This is a genomic window from Citrobacter sp. Cpo126 (genome assembly GCF_030332445.1).
Taxonomy (GTDB): domain Bacteria; phylum Pseudomonadota; class Gammaproteobacteria; order Enterobacterales; family Enterobacteriaceae; genus Citrobacter; species Citrobacter portucalensis.
Window position 1 is genome coordinate 226,064 of sequence record NZ_JAOWHT010000020.1, and the last position, 15,888, is coordinate 241,951.

The window sequence follows — 15,888 nt, forward strand, 5'->3', positions numbered from 1 at the left end:
CTACAAGATGGGGTCGTAACCCACGTCATCAAGGGGGGCATGAAAATTTTTTTTAGCACAGTGGCGATAAAATTAAGGTAAAAAGGCAGAAAGGCAAAAAAACGAATAGTTTCCAATCAAAATCAATTCACAAAACAAATCAAAACCAGCACGGTAATTCATGTGAAAATTGTAATAAAAAGAAAAGATTACGACCATGAAACGGTTTCCCGTCGGCGGTAAGATGGTCTGATGTCACACACTTTTACAGCCGTCAAAGAGAAATTCCATGAAATCCGTGTTAACCCTTTCCACCAGCCTGCTTATGGGCCTGCTGCTGAGCAGCGCCGCGCACGCTAACGATCATAAAGTTCTGGGTATGATTGCGATGCCCCGCAATGCAACCAACGACCTCACGCTGAGAATTCCCGTTTGCCGGGTGGTGAAGCGCATTCAGCTCACCGCCGATCGCGGCGATATTAAACTTAACGGCGCATCCGTCTACTTCAAAGCAGTACGCACTTCCAGCCAAAGCCTGAACGTCCCGTCATCCATTAAAGAGGGACAAACGACTAATTGGATCACTATTAATAGCGATAACGACAATAAACGCTGCGTGTCTAAAATCACCTTCTCAGGCCAGTCAGTAAACTCCTCTGACATGGCAACGCTGAAAATTATTGGCGACGATTAATTCCGCACATTTTGATTCAGAAGCCATAGAAAACATGCGGGGCAGACACGCGGTTGATGTGAAAGCCATTGAACTGGAATAACCACTGCCGCGCCCATGACGCAGCGCCATCTGGCGATGGGTATTTCTCACCAGATCGTCCACCAAATCCCTCAGCTCCCGGCGGTACTTCAAATCGTCTGTCTTAGCAAAATGATCAACCACGCGTAAGCGTGATGCCCATCACAGGGAAAATAATTCATTTTCCCTTCGTTAGATCATAGACAGTGCCCTCTCCCCTGATTATCATGCCGCGCCCCGAAGACAGTGATCGTTATTTGGGGAAACTATTTCACCATTCAATCAATGATGATTTTGAGGAATTATGGGCAACACTAAGTTGGCTAATCCGGCACCGCTGGGCCTGATGGGCTTTGGCATGACCACCATTCTGCTTAACCTGCACAACGCGGGTTTCTTCGCCTTTGACGTTATTATTCTGGCGATGGGCATTTTCTACGGCGGTATCGCGCAAATATTTGCCGGTCTGCTGGAATATAAAAAAGGCAACACCTTCGGTTTAACCGCCTTTACCTCCTACGGTTCGTTCTGGCTGACGCTGGTTGCAATCCTGATCATGCCGAAAATGGGCCTGGCGGATGCAACCAATGGTCAGTTCCTGGGCGTATACCTGGGTCTGTGGGGCGTGTTCACACTGTTCATGTTCTTCGGCACGCTGAAAGCTAACCGCGCGTTGCAGTTTGTCTTCCTGAGCCTGACAGTGCTGTTCGCACTGCTGGCGGTCGGCAACATTGCAGGTAACGAAGCGATCATTCACGTTGCTGGCTGGATTGGCTTAGTGTGTGGCGCAAGCGCCATTTACCTGGCGATGGGTGAAGTGCTGAACGAACAGTTTGGCCGTACCATCCTGCCGATCGGTGAAGCGCACTAATCTGACGCTATCCCCCCGAACGGGGGGATATTCCTTACAAGCGCTGTAACTCTCCCTGCACGCTTGTATCGCGATGATAAATATCCTGTCGCAGCCAAACCCCCAGACCTAATCCCACCAGCGATAACGCCAGCACATACCAGGCCGGAGCCATTGGCGACACGCTCATTAACATCGTCACGGCGATTGGTGTCAGACCACCAAAAATGGCGTACGACACGTTGTAAGAAAAGGAGATTCCGGTAAAGCGGACCTCCGCCGGAAACGCCCGCACCATCACATAAGGCACAGCCCCCACCACGCCAACGCACAACCCTACCAGCCCGTATAGCAAGAACAAGTGCTGAGGATGGCTGCCGGTCAGATGATAGAAAAACCAGCTTGAACAGGCCAGCAGCAGGCTGCCGACAATAAAGGTTTTGCTGGCGCCGACCCGGTCGACAATAAACCCGGCCAGCAGACAGCCGACGCACAGCATAATGGTCGCGGCACTGTTGGCTTGTAACGTCAACGCCGGTGCAAAACCATACTGCTTCTGCAACCAGACTGGCGACATCAGGATCACCACCACAATCCCGGCCGATAACAGCCAGGTCAGCAGCATGGAAATGACCACCGCTTTTTTATGTTTGCTCACCACCGACTTCACCGGTAGCTCTTGCGCCAGCGCTTTACGCTGCTGCATTTCGAGGAAAATGGGCGTTTCCTGCAACCAGCGACGCAGGTACATCGCCACCAGCCCAAACACGCCCCCCAGCAGGAACGGGATACGCCAGCCGTAGTCATGCACCGCCTGCTGCGTCAGGCTGGTATTCACCAGCGTCGCAACCACCGATCCCAGCAGAATTCCCACCGTCAGCCCGGCGGTCAGCGTGCCACAGGCAATGCCGATGCGGCGCTCCGGTACGTGCTCTGCCACGAACACCCACGCGCCCGGCACTTCTCCGCCGATGGCAGCGCCTTGCAAAATGCGCATCAGGAGTAACAGCAGAGGCGCGAGGATCCCCATTGAGGCGTAGGTAGGCAAAAGACCAATCGCCAGCGTCGGTATCGCCATCAGCAAAATGCTCAGGGTGAACATTTTCTTACGCCCGACCAGATCGCCAAAGTGCGCCATGATGATGCCACCCAGTGGACGCGCCAGATATCCGGCGGCAAAAATGCCGAAGGTTTGCACCTGACGTAGCCATTCAGGAATGTCTGCCGGGAAGAAGAGTTCGCCAACAACAGCGGCAAAGAAGACAAAGATAATGAAATCATAAAACTCAAGCGCACCGCCGAGGGCAGCAAGCGTAAGAGTTTTATAATCCTGGCGATTCAGCGGTCGAGTGTGTTGTGACATAGCAAACCATGAGTCAGTGGAGTTATTGAATCTGTCTGTCGATATATGTAAAGCAAAAATTACTATATCGTAAACAATTCAATACTCCACTGTCATTGGCACTTATGTCACGATCGGGCTACTTTCAGGCGTTTGTATCGCGGATTGCGCTTTTAGGACGAAAAGATGCTACAACAGCCGGTGCGGTTTCCACATACGGCCCATCCAGTAACTGTATACAATACGGTACACTTGCAAAAATACCCGGCACGATAACCTTACCGTCGGCATCTTTCACGCCTTCCAGCGTTTCTTTGATCGATTTCGGCTGCCCTGGCAGATTCAGAATCAACGCCTGTTTGCGAATCACACCAACCTGGCGGGAGAGAATAGCCGTTGGCACAAAGTGCAGGCTTATCTGGCGCATCTGCTCGCCAAAGCCCGGCATCTGGCGGTCGGCTACGGCCAGCGTGGCATCAGGCGTTACATCGCGGCGGGCCGGACCCGTTCCGCCGGTAGTCAGCACCAGATGACAGCTCATTTCATCCACCAGCTCACATAAGGTCTGTTCGATGATCGCCTGTTCATCCGGGATCAGTCGCGTTTGCAGCTCAAAAGGGGTGGTAAGGGCAGATGCCAGCCACTCTTCAAGGGCCGGGATACCTTTATCCTGGTAAACGCCGCTGGAAGCACGGTCAGAAATGGAAACCAGGCCAATGCGTAAAGTATTCATGATTATTCCGTTTAAACAGTCTCGTTAAACAGAATGATACACTGCGAAGGGAAGGACAGACAGGTTTCAGAAGAGGTAGCGTGACCCATATCAGGGCCACGCATTAATGATTACAGCAGATCGCCGATCATTTTTTCCAGTTTACCCTGGTCTACAGCAAACTTACGGATACCGTCCGCCAGTTTGTCTACAGCCATCGGATCCTGGTTGTGCTGCCACAGGAACTCAGCTTCGGTGATGCGTGCAGGGCGCGCTTTCACTTCGCCAGAGAAGGACAGTTTACGTTCGATAGTGCCTTCGCTTTCCGCCAGTTCTTTCAGCAGTGCCGGTGCAATCGTCAGACGATCGCAGCCTGCCAGCTCAATGATTTCGCCGACGTTACGGAAGCTCGCACCCATCACCACGGTTTCGTAACCGTGCTGTTTGTAGTACTCATAGATTTCCGTTACGGAAACCACACCCGGATCTTCTGCCGGTGCATACTCTTTCTTGTCAGTGTTGGCTTTGTACCAGTCCAGAATACGACCAACAAACGGAGAAATCAGGTATACGCCAGCTTCTGCACATGCGCGCGCCTGCGCGAAGGAGAACAGCAGAGTCAGGTTACAGTTGATACCTTCTTTTTCCAGCTGCTCAGCGGCACGGATGCCCTGCCAGGTTGAAGCCAGTTTGATCAGAATGCGATCGTTGCTGATGCCAGCATCGTTGTACATTTTGATCAGACGTTTTGCTTTCGCGATGGACGCGTCGGTGTCGTAGGACAGACGAGCGTCAACTTCAGTAGAGATACGACCCGGGACCAGTTTCAGGATCTCCAGACCGATATTTACTGCCAGTTTATCGGCCGCGTCGACGATCTGCTGTGCGCGGTCGTTGCTCTGCTGCTTAGCCCAGGCTACAGCGTCATCAATCAGCTTGCGGTATTCTGGGATCTGCGCTGCGTTAAGAATGAGAGAAGGGTTAGTTGTGGCATCCTGAGGCTGATACAGCTTCATTGCCGCGATGTCTCCGGTGTCGGCCACTACTGTGGTGAACTGACGAAGGGAGGTCAATTTGTCCGTCATGATAGCGATTCTCTTTAAACAGCTTGTTAGGGGGATGTAACCGATCTTCCCTGATGATAGCACGACGCACTCTCAGCGCAACCGCCTGGATTGTCCGACCCGCCGCTCAGCCCTGATTACGCATCTCGCAGCTCGTGATGCGCAATTAATGATATACCCATTGTTATGGTAAACTCCCGCAATCAATCACCTTATAAGGTATATACTGGTCGATAATTGGTAGCGCTTACACGGGATTATTCGCGCTTACCGGCATCAACAAGAGGGATGTTAATGCCTGATTTTTTCTCATTTATTAATGAAATACTCTGGGGATCGGTGATGATCTACCTCCTGCTTGGCGCAGGATGTTGGTTCACCTGGCGTACAGGGTTCGTGCAGTTCCGCTATATTCGCCAGTTTGGCAAAAGTCTTAAAAACAGCATCAGCCCGCAGCCGGGCGGTTTAACTTCTTTTCAGGCTCTGTGCACCAGTCTTGCCGCGCGCGTCGGTAGCGGAAATCTGGCGGGAGTGGCGTTGGCGATCGCTGCCGGCGGCGCGGGAGCCATTTTCTGGATGTGGGTCTCGGCGGTTATTGGTATGGCAACCTCATTCGCCGAATGTTCCCTTGCCCAGCTGTATAAAGAGCGCGACAGCAAGGGACAGTTTCGCGGCGGTCCTGCATGGTATATGGCCCGTGGATTGGGCATGCGCTGGATGGGCGTGCTGTTTGCCATCTTTTTACTCATTGCCTATGGCCTGATTTTTAACAGCGTGCAGGCAAACTCAGTCTCTCGTGCGTTGACCTTTGCTTTTGACATCCCTCCCCTCTTCTCCGGTATCGCACTGGCAATAGTGTCATTACTGGTCATTGTCGGCGGCATTAAAGGCGTTGCCCGCCTGATGCAATGGTTTGTTCCGATGATGGCGCTGCTGTGGATCGGTTGTAGCCTCGTCATCTGCCTTTGGCATTTCGGACAGCTCCCCGGCATTATCATGACCATCATAAAAAGCGCCTTTGGTTGGCAGGAAGCCGCGGCCGGTGCAGCCGGGTATACGCTAAGCCAGGCCATTGCCAGCGGTTTTCAGCGCGGTATGTTCTCTAATGAAGCCGGAATGGGCTCAACTCCGAACGCGGCTGCCTCGGCAGCATCCTGGCCGCCACACCCTGCAGCACAAGGCATTGTGCAAATGATTGGTGTATTGGGCGATACGCTAATTCTTTGTACTGCCAGCGCAATGATCATTTTACTGGCGGGTAATGGCACCACTTATGTGCCAATGGAAGGCATCCAGTTGCTGCAACGAGCCATGGTCTCGCTGACGGGTGAATGGGGGGCCGGATTCGTTGCCTTAATAGTGATTCTGTTTGCCTTTAGCTCTATCGTCGCCAACTACATTTATGCGGAAAACAACCTCATTTTCCTGAAACTGGACAACATCCGGGTTATCTGGTTATTACGTATTGCCACCGTTTGCACCGTCATTGGCGGTACGTTAATCAGTTTTCCGCTGGTCTGGCAACTTGCCGACATCATCATGGCCTGTATGGCCATTACTAACCTGACGGCGATTCTGCTGCTTTCTCCGGTTGTACATACCATCGCCAGCGACTATCTGCGCCAGCGAAAACTCGGGGTGCGCCCGGAATTCGATCCGCGCCGTTATCCTGATATCAGACAACAGCTTGCACCCGATAGCTGGGATGAAACGCCGCGCGAATAGCGCGGCAATCGCAACCATCGATCAATTCAGTCGTTTTTTTTGCTAAAGTCGCAGTAAATTTCCTGCAAGGACTGGATATGCTGATTCTGATTTCACCTGCAAAAACGCTCGACTACCAAAGCCCGCTGGCAACGACACGTCATACGCTGCCCGAGTTGCTGGATCACTCTCAGCAGCTTATTCACGTGGCACGCCAGCTCTCTGCACCGCAGATTGGCAAGCTGATGGGGATTAGCGACAAGCTGGCGGATCTGAACGCCACCCGTTTCCATGACTGGCAGCCTGACTTCACACCGGACAATGCACGTCAGGCCATTCTGGCGTTTAAAGGCGACGTCTATACAGGGTTGCAGGCTGAAACCTTCAGCGAGGCGGATTTCGACTTCGCTCAACAGCATTTACGGATGCTGTCCGGGTTGTACGGCGTTTTGCGTCCGCTGGATTTGATGCAGCCTTACCGTCTGGAGATGGGCATTCGTCTGGCCAATGCGAAGGGTAAAGATCTCTACCAGTTCTGGGGAGATACCATCACCGATAAACTTAACGAAGCGCTGGAAGCGCAAGGCGACAGCGTGGTGATCAACCTCGCCTCGGATGAGTATTTTAAATCCGTGAAGCCGAAAAAACTCAACGCTGAGCTTATCAAACCGGTCTTCCTCGACGAGAAGAACGGCAAGTTTAAAGTCATCAGCTTCTATGCCAAAAAAGCGCGCGGCCTGATGAGTCGCTACATTATTGAGAACCGCTTAACGCAACCGGAACAGCTGACCGCATTTAACAGCGAAGGCTACTTCTTTGATGAAGAAGCATCAGGAAACGGAGAACTGGTGTTTAAACGCCACGAGCAATAGTAAAAAGGCCGGATGACGGCTAACGCCTTATCCGGCCTACAGGTTTTGTCGGCCCGCTATGCAAAGCGCCAGCGGGCGCAACCGTTAACCGCGGGTCATCATCAGCTTGCGCAGTTCAGCAAAATCAGCTGGCAGGTGATGAGAAAGCAGCGGCAGGTCCGCGCGTTCCGCCAGTTCTTTTGGCAACGCCAGCGTCAGGTCAAGAATCTCTTCAACGCTTTCTTTAAACTTCGCCGGATGCGCAGTACCAAGGAACAGGCCGTACTCGCCAGGATTCAGTTGGTCACGCAGCGCTCGGTAAGCCACCGCCGCATGCGGTTCTGAGGTGTAGCCTATCTCATGTAACTCACGCATCGTGTCCTGAGTCGTCGCATCGTCAACAGCGGCATAACCCAGCTCATTCAGACGCCAGATTTTACGGCGGAACAGTTCTTCCACGCGCGGCCAGTTGTTCGGCTGGCTGACATCCATCGCATTCGACAACGTTGCCTGGGTCGCTTTCGGCGCCCACTCACCTTCTGCAAGGAAACGCGGAACCGTATCGTTAACGTTAGTCGCCGCGATAAAACGCTTCACCGGCAAGCCCAGTGATTTCGCCAGCAGCCCGGCGGTCAGATCGCCAAAGTTACCGCTGGGAACGGAAATCACCAGTTGATTACGCGCCTCTTGCGGCAGTTGGGCCACAGCCTCAAAGTAGTAACAGATTTGCGCCAACAGACGGCTGATGTTAATTGAGTTAGCCGAGTTCAGCCCCAGAGCCACCTTCAGCTCTTCGTCATCAAACGCCTGTTTCACCAGCGCCTGGCAAGCATCAAAATCGCCATCAATCGCCACAGTTTCAATGTTACCCCCCAGCGTACAGAACAGCTTTTCCTGTAATGGGCTGATCTTGCCGTTCGGGTAGAGGATCACCACGCGCACATTTTTCAGGCCATAAAAGGCATGTGCAACCGCCGCCCCGGTGTCTCCGGAGGTCGCCGTCAGAATCGTTACCGGTTTGTCGCCACTGATGTGCGTCAGCATCTGCGCCATAAAGCGCCCGCCAAAGTCTTTAAATGCAAGCGTTGGGCCGTGGAACAGTTCCAGACAGCCGACATCCGCGGCAATCTGGGCAACCGGAGCCGGAAAGGCAAATGCCGCACGCACGCGCTCTTCCAGAATTTCCTGAGGGATCTCATCACCAATAAATGCGGACAGGATCTTCGCGCTGCGGCTAACGAAGTCCTGGTTCAGCATCTCATCCACTTCTGTCAGATTGAATTCCGGTAGATCGTGCGGAAAAAACAATCCCTGATTCTTGCCCAGTCCTTGCGTAACAGCCTGTGCAAAGCTGACCTGTTCGTTGTGATCTTTCAGATTATACAGTTTCATTGATTATCCCAGTACCCGTGCGCCCGCCGTGTCCAGCCGGCAAATATGAACAAAGCCTTCCTGATTTTGCAGGTAATTTTTACCCAGCCAATCTGCTACGCGCTGTGCCGTATCCGGCTTATCGCACAAAGCGAACAGCGTCGGCCCAGACCCAGATATACCGCTGGCCAGCGCGCCAATTTCTGCGACCGCCTGACGCGCCTGGCTAAAGCCTGGCAGCAAGCGGGTACGATACGGCTCAGCAATGACATCTTTCATCAGCTTCGCGGCCAGAAGAGGCTGACGGGAATAGCAGGCATGGATGAATCCCGCCAGATGCCGCCCGTGAGCGATACAGTCCTGACGGCGATACTGCGCTGGGAGAATCGCCCGCGCTTCTGCCGTCGACACTTTAATCCCCGGATACGCCAGTACCCACAGCCACTCATCAAAGCCTGGCACCTGCTGGCTAATAATGCCGTTTTCTTCAATCATTAACTGCATGCCGCCCAAAAAGCACGGGGCGACGTTATCGTAATGAATACTGCCGGAGATACGCCCTTCCAGCTCGCCCATTATCGCTAACAGGCGCGTATCGTTGAGCGGCTTGCCGCAGTGTTCGTTCATAGCGACCAGCGCCGCCACGACGGAACAGGCACTGGAGCCTAACCCGGAGCCAATCGGCATATTTTTTTCCAGCGTCATCGCCACCGGAACGGTTTTACCCAGCTCCTGGCAGAATCGCTCCCAACACTGGTAGACAATATTTTCACGTGGCTCGGACGGCAGTTTGTTGGCAAAGCGCCCAAGGTTGTTCAGGCTGAACTGATCAGCCGCCTCAACGGACACCACATCACCCAACAGCGAACCATCCACCGGAGTTACCGCCGCACCGAGTACATCAAACCCGACGCTCATATTGGCACTGGAAGCCGGGGCATAAACTCTCACCATCTCAGACTCCTAACTTCCATGAAAGGGTGCGTAGCAGGTCGGCAAAGACGCCCGCCGCCGTCACATCGTTACCCGCGCCATATCCGCGCAGAACCAACGGTAACGGCTGATAATAGTGGCTATAGAACGCCAGCGCGTTTTCACCGTTTTTCACTTTAAACAGCGGATCGTTGCCGTCTACTGCATCAATTTTCACGCGACAAACACCGTCCTCTTCGATATTGCCAACATAGCGCAATACTTTTCCCTCATCACGGGCTTTCGCCACGCGCGCGGCAAAGACGTCATCCAGCTGCGACAATTTCGCCATAAACGCGGAAACATCACCGGAGTCATCAAACTCTTTTGGCAGGACCGGCTCAATGACAATGTCAGAAAGCTCCAGCTCACGACCAGTTTCACGGGCCAGGATCAGCAGCTTACGCGCCACGTCCGTACCGGAAAGATCGTCACGCGGATCGGGTTCGGTATAGCCCATCTCACGCGCCAGGGTGGTGGCCTGCGAGAAGCTCATGCCTTCATCCAGCTTGCCAAAAATAAACGACAGTGAGCCAGAAAGGATGCCTGAAAAACGTTGCAGTTCATCACCTGCGCTGAGCAGATTTTGCAGGTTTTCAATAACCGGCAAGCCCGCGCCCACGTTGGTGTCGTACAGGAATTTACGACGAGACTTCGCGGCGGCAAAACGCAGCTGATGATAGTAATCCATCGACGACGTGTTGGCCTTTTTGTTCGGCGTAACCACGTGGAAGCCTTCACGCAAGAAGTCGGCATATTGATCCGCTACCGCCTGGCTTGACGTACAGTCGACAATCACCGGATTGAGCAGATGGTATTCTTTCACCAGACGAATTAAGCGCCCAAGGTTGAAAGGCTCTTTCGCGCTCTCCAGCTCCGACTGCCAGTTTTCCAGATTCAGACCGTGGACGTTGGTCAGCAGGGCCTTCGAGTTCGCCACGCCGCACACGCGCAGATCGATATGCTTCTTTTTGAGCCAGGTTTGCTGACGTTTAAGCTGCTCCAGCAGCGCACCGCCCACGCCGCCTACGCCAATCACAAACACTTCAATCACCTGGTCGGTGTTGAACAGCATTTGATGGGTCACGCGTACGCCGGTGGTCGCGTCATCGTTATTCACCACCACCGAAATAGAACGCTCAGACGAGCCCTGGGCGATCGCTACAATATTGATGTTCGCCCGAGCCAGCGCGGCAAAGAACTTCGCCGAGATGCCGCGCAGGGTGCGCATACCATCGCCAACAACAGAGATGATGGCCAGACGCTCAGTCACCGCCAGCGGCTCCAGCAGGCCTTCTTTCAGCTCGAGGTAGAATTCATCCTGCATAGCGCGTTGTGCACGCGCGCAGTCGCCCTGCGGGACGCAGAAGCTGATGCTGTATTCAGAAGAGGATTGGGTGATCAGCACTACCGAGATGCCCGCACGCGACATTGCGGCAAAAACGCGCGCCGCCATGCCCACCATGCCTTTCATTCCAGGGCCGGAAACGCTAAACATCGCCATGTTATTGAGGTTAGAAATACCTTTTACCGGCAAATCATCGTCATCACTGCTGGCACCGATCAGCGTACCGGGCGCTTGCGGATTGCCGGTATTTTTAATCAGGCACGGGATCTGGAACTGGGCAATAGGGGTAATGGTGCGCGGGTGCAGCACTTTAGCGCCGAAGTAAGAAAGCTCCATCGCTTCCTGATAAGACATCGACTTAAGCAGTCGGGCGTCGGGTACCTGACGCGGATCGCAAGTATATACACCGTCGACATCGGTCCAGATTTCACAACAATCGGCACGCAAACAGGCGGCCAGTACGGCGGCAGAGTAGTCAGAGCCATTACGCCCCAACACCACTAACTCACCTTTTTCATTTCCAGCGGTAAACCCTGCCATCAGAATCATGTGGTCCGCAGGAATACGGCTGGCGGCGATGCGGCGCGTAGATTCGGCGATATCAACGGTAGATTCGAGGTAATGGCCGACAGCCAGCAATTTCTCCACCGGGTCGATGACCGTTACGTTATGCCCGCGTGCTTCCAACAGGCCGGCCATGATAGCAATCGACATTTTTTCACCACGGCAGATAAGCGCGGCATTGATACTGTCCGGGCACTGTCCCAGCAGGCTGATGCCGTGCAGGACGTGCTTAATCTGGGCAAATTCTTGTTCAACAAAGGCTTTGAGCTGCGCCAGCGGAAAACCTGGTTGCTCGGCGGCAAGACCCACCAGCAGCTCGGAGAAAATGCGTTCGGCGTCGCTGATATTAGCTAAAGCATCCTGACCACCGATGGTCTTCTCAATCATTGCCACCAGATGGTTGGTAATTTTTGCGGGGGCAGAGAGAACGGTCGCGACCTGCCCCTGTCTGGCATTGCTTTCCAGAATATCGGCAACCCGCAGAAAGCGCTCTGCATTTGCCACTGATGTACCGCCGAACTTCAACACTCGCATGGTTTACCTCATTGCCTTTGGTCGAAAAAAAAGCCCGCACTGTTTAGGTGCGGGCTTTTTCTTGTGTTTCCTGTACGCGTCAGCCCGCACCGTTACCTGTGGTAATGGTGATGGTTGTAGTAATGGTGATGCTGATGCGTTTCATGATGTTGTGTGCTCTGTAATTATTTATTATCTGTCCTGTATTCTTTTAGGGTTAAAGTATCTGCTGACCTAAGTCAATAAATTTTTAAATTGATCACATTCCGAAACTTGTTCATGAGCAACTGCTTGCCCTTTTACTTTCAACCAATACAGCATGTCGAGCCCACTTGAACCAAGAACAAAACACTACACAACAAAAATTGTTCAACATTTTATTTTGTGATGTTTTTTTCAATATCATGTAAAAAACGGTGCAACATTGCCGTGTCTCGCTGCCCCAACAGACCCATTCGCTGTTGCAACCAGTCCGTCAGCTTGATGTCGTCAGAAACGTTCAGCGTGGCTAATAAACGCAAAACGCGTGCGCGCAATGCCTGCAGCTGAAGCTCATCCGTCACCTCAACGTTTTTGGCCGATTGTTGTATTAAACCTGCTAATTGATAGCAATACACCATCACCGCCTGCCCCAAATTGAGTGAAGGATAGTCAGCGACCATCGGTACACCGGTGAGTACATCTGCCAGCGCTAATTCTTCATTGGTCAGCCCCGAATCTTCACGACCAAACACCAGCGCTGCATGTTCCATCCACGTGGATTTCTCCTGTAACAGGGGAACCAGTTCGACCGGGGTGGCGTAATAATGGAACTTCGCCCGGCTACGCGCGGTGGTCGCAACGGTAAAATCAACGTCGTGAAGCGCATCGGCTAACGTTGGAAAAACGTTAATATTATCAATAATGTCGCCCGATCCATGCGCGACCCATCGCGTGGCGGGTTCCAGGTGCGCCTCGCTGTCAACGATACGTAATTGAGTGAATCCCATGGTCTTCATCGCACGGGCAGCCGCACCAATATTTTCCGCTCTGGCAGGGGCAACCAGAATAATTGTTAAACGCATTTCGATACTCTTTTTGGTCAGTCTGCAAGTAATAATGTGACGCACGTCAACATATTACGCAGCGCAAATTTACATTTTTTTAACAGAAGTCACTGAAAAAGGATTTCGCATCCGGTAAAAAATGCTAAACTATTTCCAAACTGTACTATTGCTTTTTATGTTAACAAAAGTTGTATATCCCTCTGTTTATCCATGATAATTTATTTTAAAATGGATCGCATTGGTTGGATTCATTACATTTATTAATTAGCTCGTGCAACTAGTTGTAATATTGCAATTTTGTGATGAAAGCAAACATTTGGATACGTTGATTTCATCAAACTGTTAACGTGCTACAATTGAACTTGATATATGTCAACGAAGCGTAGTTTTATTGGGTGTCCGGCATGTCTTAGCCTGTTATGTTGCTGTTAAAATGGTTAGGATGACAGCCGTTTTTGACACTGTCGGGTCCAGAGGGAAACTACCCACGACCAAGCTAATGATGTTGTTGACGTTGATGGAAAGTGCATCAAGAACGCAATTACGTACTTTAGTCATGTTACGCCGATCATGTTAATTTACGGCATGCATCAGGCAGGTCAGGGACTTTTGTACTTCCTGTTTCGATTTAGTTGGCAATTTAGGTAGCAAACATGCAGACCCCGCACATTCTTATCGTTGAAGACGAGTTAGTAACACGCAACACGTTGAAAAGCATTTTCGAAGCAGAAGGCTATGATGTATTCGAAGCGACAGATGGCGCGGAAATGCATCAGATTCTCTCTGAATATGACATCAACCTTGTGATTATGGATATCAATCTGCCTGGGAAAAATGGCCTCCTGTTAGCGCGCGAACTTCGCGAACAAGCTAACGTTGCGCTGATGTTCCTGACGGGCCGTGATAACGAAGTCGATAAAATTCTCGGCCTCGAAATCGGCGCAGACGATTACATCACCAAGCCGTTTAACCCGCGCGAACTGACTATCCGTGCTCGTAACCTGCTGTCCCGTACCATGAACCTGGGTACTGTCAGCGAAGAACGCCGTAGCGTCGAAAGCTACAAGTTCAACGGCTGGGAGCTGGACATCAACAGCCGCTCTCTGATTGGTCCTGACGGCGAGCAGTATAAACTGCCACGCAGCGAATTCCGTGCAATGCTTCACTTCTGTGAGAATCCGGGCAAAATCCAGTCTCGCGCAGAACTGCTGAAAAAAATGACCGGTCGCGAACTGAAGCCGCATGACCGTACCGTTGACGTGACTATCCGCCGCATTCGTAAACATTTCGAATCTACGCCGGATACGCCAGAAATCATCGCCACCATTCACGGTGAAGGCTACCGTTTCTGCGGCGACCTGCAGGATTAATTCAATCCTTACAGGTAAAAAAACGGCGCATTATGCGCCGTTTTTCATTTCCCCACCGCCCTATTTCCATAAGCGAAACTCGTCACTCTGCGCAGGCAGAGGCTCCGGAATTTCTGTCGGCTTTGGTTTTGGCTGTGCCAGCGAGTGCCAGTCAAGATGACGCGTCAGGAACATCACGCCACACAACGCGACCAACAGCACGCCGGTTCCCAGCAGTAAAGAGCTGTCCTGTGAACGTAGCAGCACCCACATCACCCCATCCAACCCCAGCAGCGCCACGGTGAATAAAATACTGTTCCGCCAACTCTGTAATATCGCCTGCAGATACACCCCGTTCATTAACGCGCCTACCAGGCTTGCCGTAATCCACGCCGCCGTAAACCCAATGTGCTCAGACAATGCCAGCAGCAGCAGATAAAACATCACCAGCGATAGCCCCACCAGCAGATACTGCATCGGGTGCAGACGCAGGCTGGTCATACTTTCAAGCACGAAGAAAGACATAAAGGTCAGTACAATCAGCAGGATGGCATACTTGGTAGCCCTGTCCGTTAACTGATACTGATCCGCTGGCGTGGCGACGGCAACGCTAAATGCAGGCATTCCCTTCCAGCCAATCTTTTCGCCATCAAAGCGTTCGCCGAGGTTATTCGCGAACCAGCTGCTTTGCCACTGGGCCTTAAATCCTGACTCGCTTATTTCGCGCTTCGCCGGGAGGAAATCCCCCAGAAAATTGGGATGCGGCCAGTTGCTGGTTAAAGTCATTTCACTGTTACGGCCAACCGGAACAACGGAGAAATCTCCGGTTCCGCTCAAATTCAACGACAGCACCATGCTCAGGTTTTGCTCTGCCCAGCTCGCGTCAGGTAGCGGAATGTGGATCCCTTGAGCTCCCCCATCCAGCCCCGTCCCTGGCTCAACGGCCAGCGATTCCCCATTGACCTGCGGCGCTTGCACCACACCAATCCCGCGCGCATCCCCCACGCCAACCACGATAAACGGTTTGCCGACGCTGACGTTGGGATGGTTTAAATCGCGCAAGCGTTCGGCGTTAAACTCAGCCTTCACCGAGAGGTCATTGTGCCAGACCTGGCCTTCGTAAATACCGATTTTACGTGCTTCAACGTTCTGATTCCCCTCAACCACCAGCGACTCCGGCAGCCAGAAATGGATATAGCTGCGCTTACGCTGGATCTGTTTGTCGCCTTCCAGCTCGATATACAGTTCCGTCACCGGGACGGCAATCAGCGGCCCGACCATCTTTTGCGGCCCGCTGGTGCTCTGACGAATAGCATCTTCGACTTCATCACGATAATCCGATCGCTCAACGATTATCTGCCTGACCATCGTCAGTGGTATTAACAGCAATAATATGGCGCCGCCTAAGGTGACAATTTTCCAAAACAGGGGTGATTTAAACATAGCGTTCTCCTTTGCAATATCAGCAA

General features: G+C 52.4%; 15 protein-coding genes and 1 other annotated feature. Of the genes, 5 read left to right on the forward strand and 10 right to left on the reverse strand.

All coding sequences use genetic code 11. The features are described 5' to 3' along the window. Positions 1-268: 268 nt before the first annotated feature. Positions 269-673 carry a DUF2541 family protein gene (locus OGY17_RS01790; protein ID WP_286606290.1) on the forward strand — a complete coding sequence of 135 codons (405 nt, stop codon included), beginning with the start codon at positions 269-271 and terminating at the stop codon, positions 671-673. Between the two features lie 364 nt (positions 674-1,037). Next, entirely contained in the window at positions 1,038-1,604 is a 567-nt protein-coding gene (satP, locus tag OGY17_RS01795) for an acetate uptake transporter (protein WP_003829744.1), read from the forward strand. Positions 1,605-1,638: 34 nt separating this feature from the next. Here satP and OGY17_RS01800 read toward each other — a convergent pair whose 3' ends face one another. The 3 genes from OGY17_RS01800 to tal all read right to left on the reverse strand — a co-directional run bounded on the left by OGY17_RS01800 (position 1,639) and on the right by tal (position 4,722). Beyond that, complete coding sequence (locus OGY17_RS01800) at positions 1,639-2,946, reverse strand: MFS transporter (protein WP_286606292.1); 1,308 nt, start codon at positions 2,944-2,946, stop codon at positions 1,639-1,641. Between the two features lie 124 nt (positions 2,947-3,070). After that, positions 3,071-3,658, reverse strand: a complete 588-nt coding sequence (gene mog, locus OGY17_RS01805; protein WP_003018973.1) for a molybdopterin adenylyltransferase — start codon at positions 3,656-3,658, stop codon at positions 3,071-3,073. Between the two features lie 110 nt (positions 3,659-3,768). Continuing rightward, positions 3,769-4,722 (reverse strand): transaldolase, encoded by a 954-nt coding sequence (tal, locus tag OGY17_RS01810; RefSeq protein WP_286606294.1) that lies wholly within the window; start codon positions 4,720-4,722, stop codon positions 3,769-3,771. Positions 4,723-4,995: 273 nt separating this feature from the next. On the opposite strand from tal, the gene OGY17_RS01815 reads away from it, so the two are divergent. Next, positions 4,996-6,426, forward strand: a complete 1,431-nt coding sequence (locus OGY17_RS01815) for an alanine/glycine:cation symporter family protein (RefSeq protein WP_020996236.1) — start codon at positions 4,996-4,998, stop codon at positions 6,424-6,426. A gap of 77 nt (positions 6,427-6,503) precedes the next feature. Next, on the forward strand, positions 6,504-7,277 hold the full coding sequence (gene yaaA, locus OGY17_RS01820; protein ID WP_032942329.1) for a peroxide stress protein YaaA: 774 nt from the start codon (positions 6,504-6,506) through the stop codon (positions 7,275-7,277). A gap of 84 nt (positions 7,278-7,361) precedes the next feature. Here the strand turns inward: yaaA and thrC are convergent, their stop codons facing one another. The 6 genes from thrC to yjjY form a co-directional block, all read right to left on the reverse strand. After that, positions 7,362-8,648, reverse strand: coding sequence for a threonine synthase (thrC, locus tag OGY17_RS01825; RefSeq protein ID WP_125362752.1), 1,287 nt, complete (start codon positions 8,646-8,648; stop codon positions 7,362-7,364). Positions 8,649-8,651: 3 nt separating this feature from the next. After that, positions 8,652-9,581, reverse strand: coding sequence for a homoserine kinase (gene thrB / locus OGY17_RS01830; RefSeq protein WP_008786144.1), 930 nt, complete (start codon positions 9,579-9,581; stop codon positions 8,652-8,654). A 1-nt stretch (position 9,582) separates the two neighbouring features. Beyond that, entirely contained in the window at positions 9,583-12,045 is a 2,463-nt protein-coding gene (gene thrA, locus OGY17_RS01835; protein ID WP_003829761.1) for a bifunctional aspartate kinase/homoserine dehydrogenase I, read from the reverse strand. 23 nt (positions 12,046-12,068) lie between these two features. Continuing rightward, positions 12,069-12,195, reverse strand: a sequence feature (Thr leader region). Then, complete coding sequence (gene thrL, locus OGY17_RS01840) at positions 12,125-12,190, reverse strand: thr operon leader peptide (protein ID WP_032337689.1); 66 nt, start codon at positions 12,188-12,190, stop codon at positions 12,125-12,127. It overlaps the preceding feature by 66 nt. A 206-nt stretch (positions 12,196-12,401) precedes the next feature. After that, positions 12,402-13,088, reverse strand: coding sequence for a tRNA/rRNA methyltransferase (locus tag OGY17_RS01845; RefSeq protein ID WP_286606296.1), 687 nt, complete (start codon positions 13,086-13,088; stop codon positions 12,402-12,404). A gap of 399 nt (positions 13,089-13,487) precedes the next feature. After that, positions 13,488-13,628 (reverse strand): YjjY family protein, encoded by a 141-nt coding sequence (gene yjjY, locus OGY17_RS01850; RefSeq protein ID WP_042998021.1) that lies wholly within the window; start codon positions 13,626-13,628, stop codon positions 13,488-13,490. 95 nt (positions 13,629-13,723) lie between these two features. On the opposite strand from yjjY, the gene arcA reads away from it, so the two are divergent. Next, positions 13,724-14,440 carry a two-component system response regulator ArcA gene (arcA, locus tag OGY17_RS01855; RefSeq protein ID WP_001194359.1) on the forward strand — a complete coding sequence of 239 codons (717 nt, stop codon included), beginning with the start codon at positions 13,724-13,726 and terminating at the stop codon, positions 14,438-14,440. A gap of 60 nt (positions 14,441-14,500) precedes the next feature. Here arcA and creD read toward each other — a convergent pair whose 3' ends face one another. Next, on the reverse strand, positions 14,501-15,862 hold the full coding sequence (gene creD / locus OGY17_RS01860) for a cell envelope integrity protein CreD (RefSeq protein ID WP_048236167.1): 1,362 nt from the start codon (positions 15,860-15,862) through the stop codon (positions 14,501-14,503). Between the last annotated feature and the right edge of the window lie 26 nt (positions 15,863-15,888).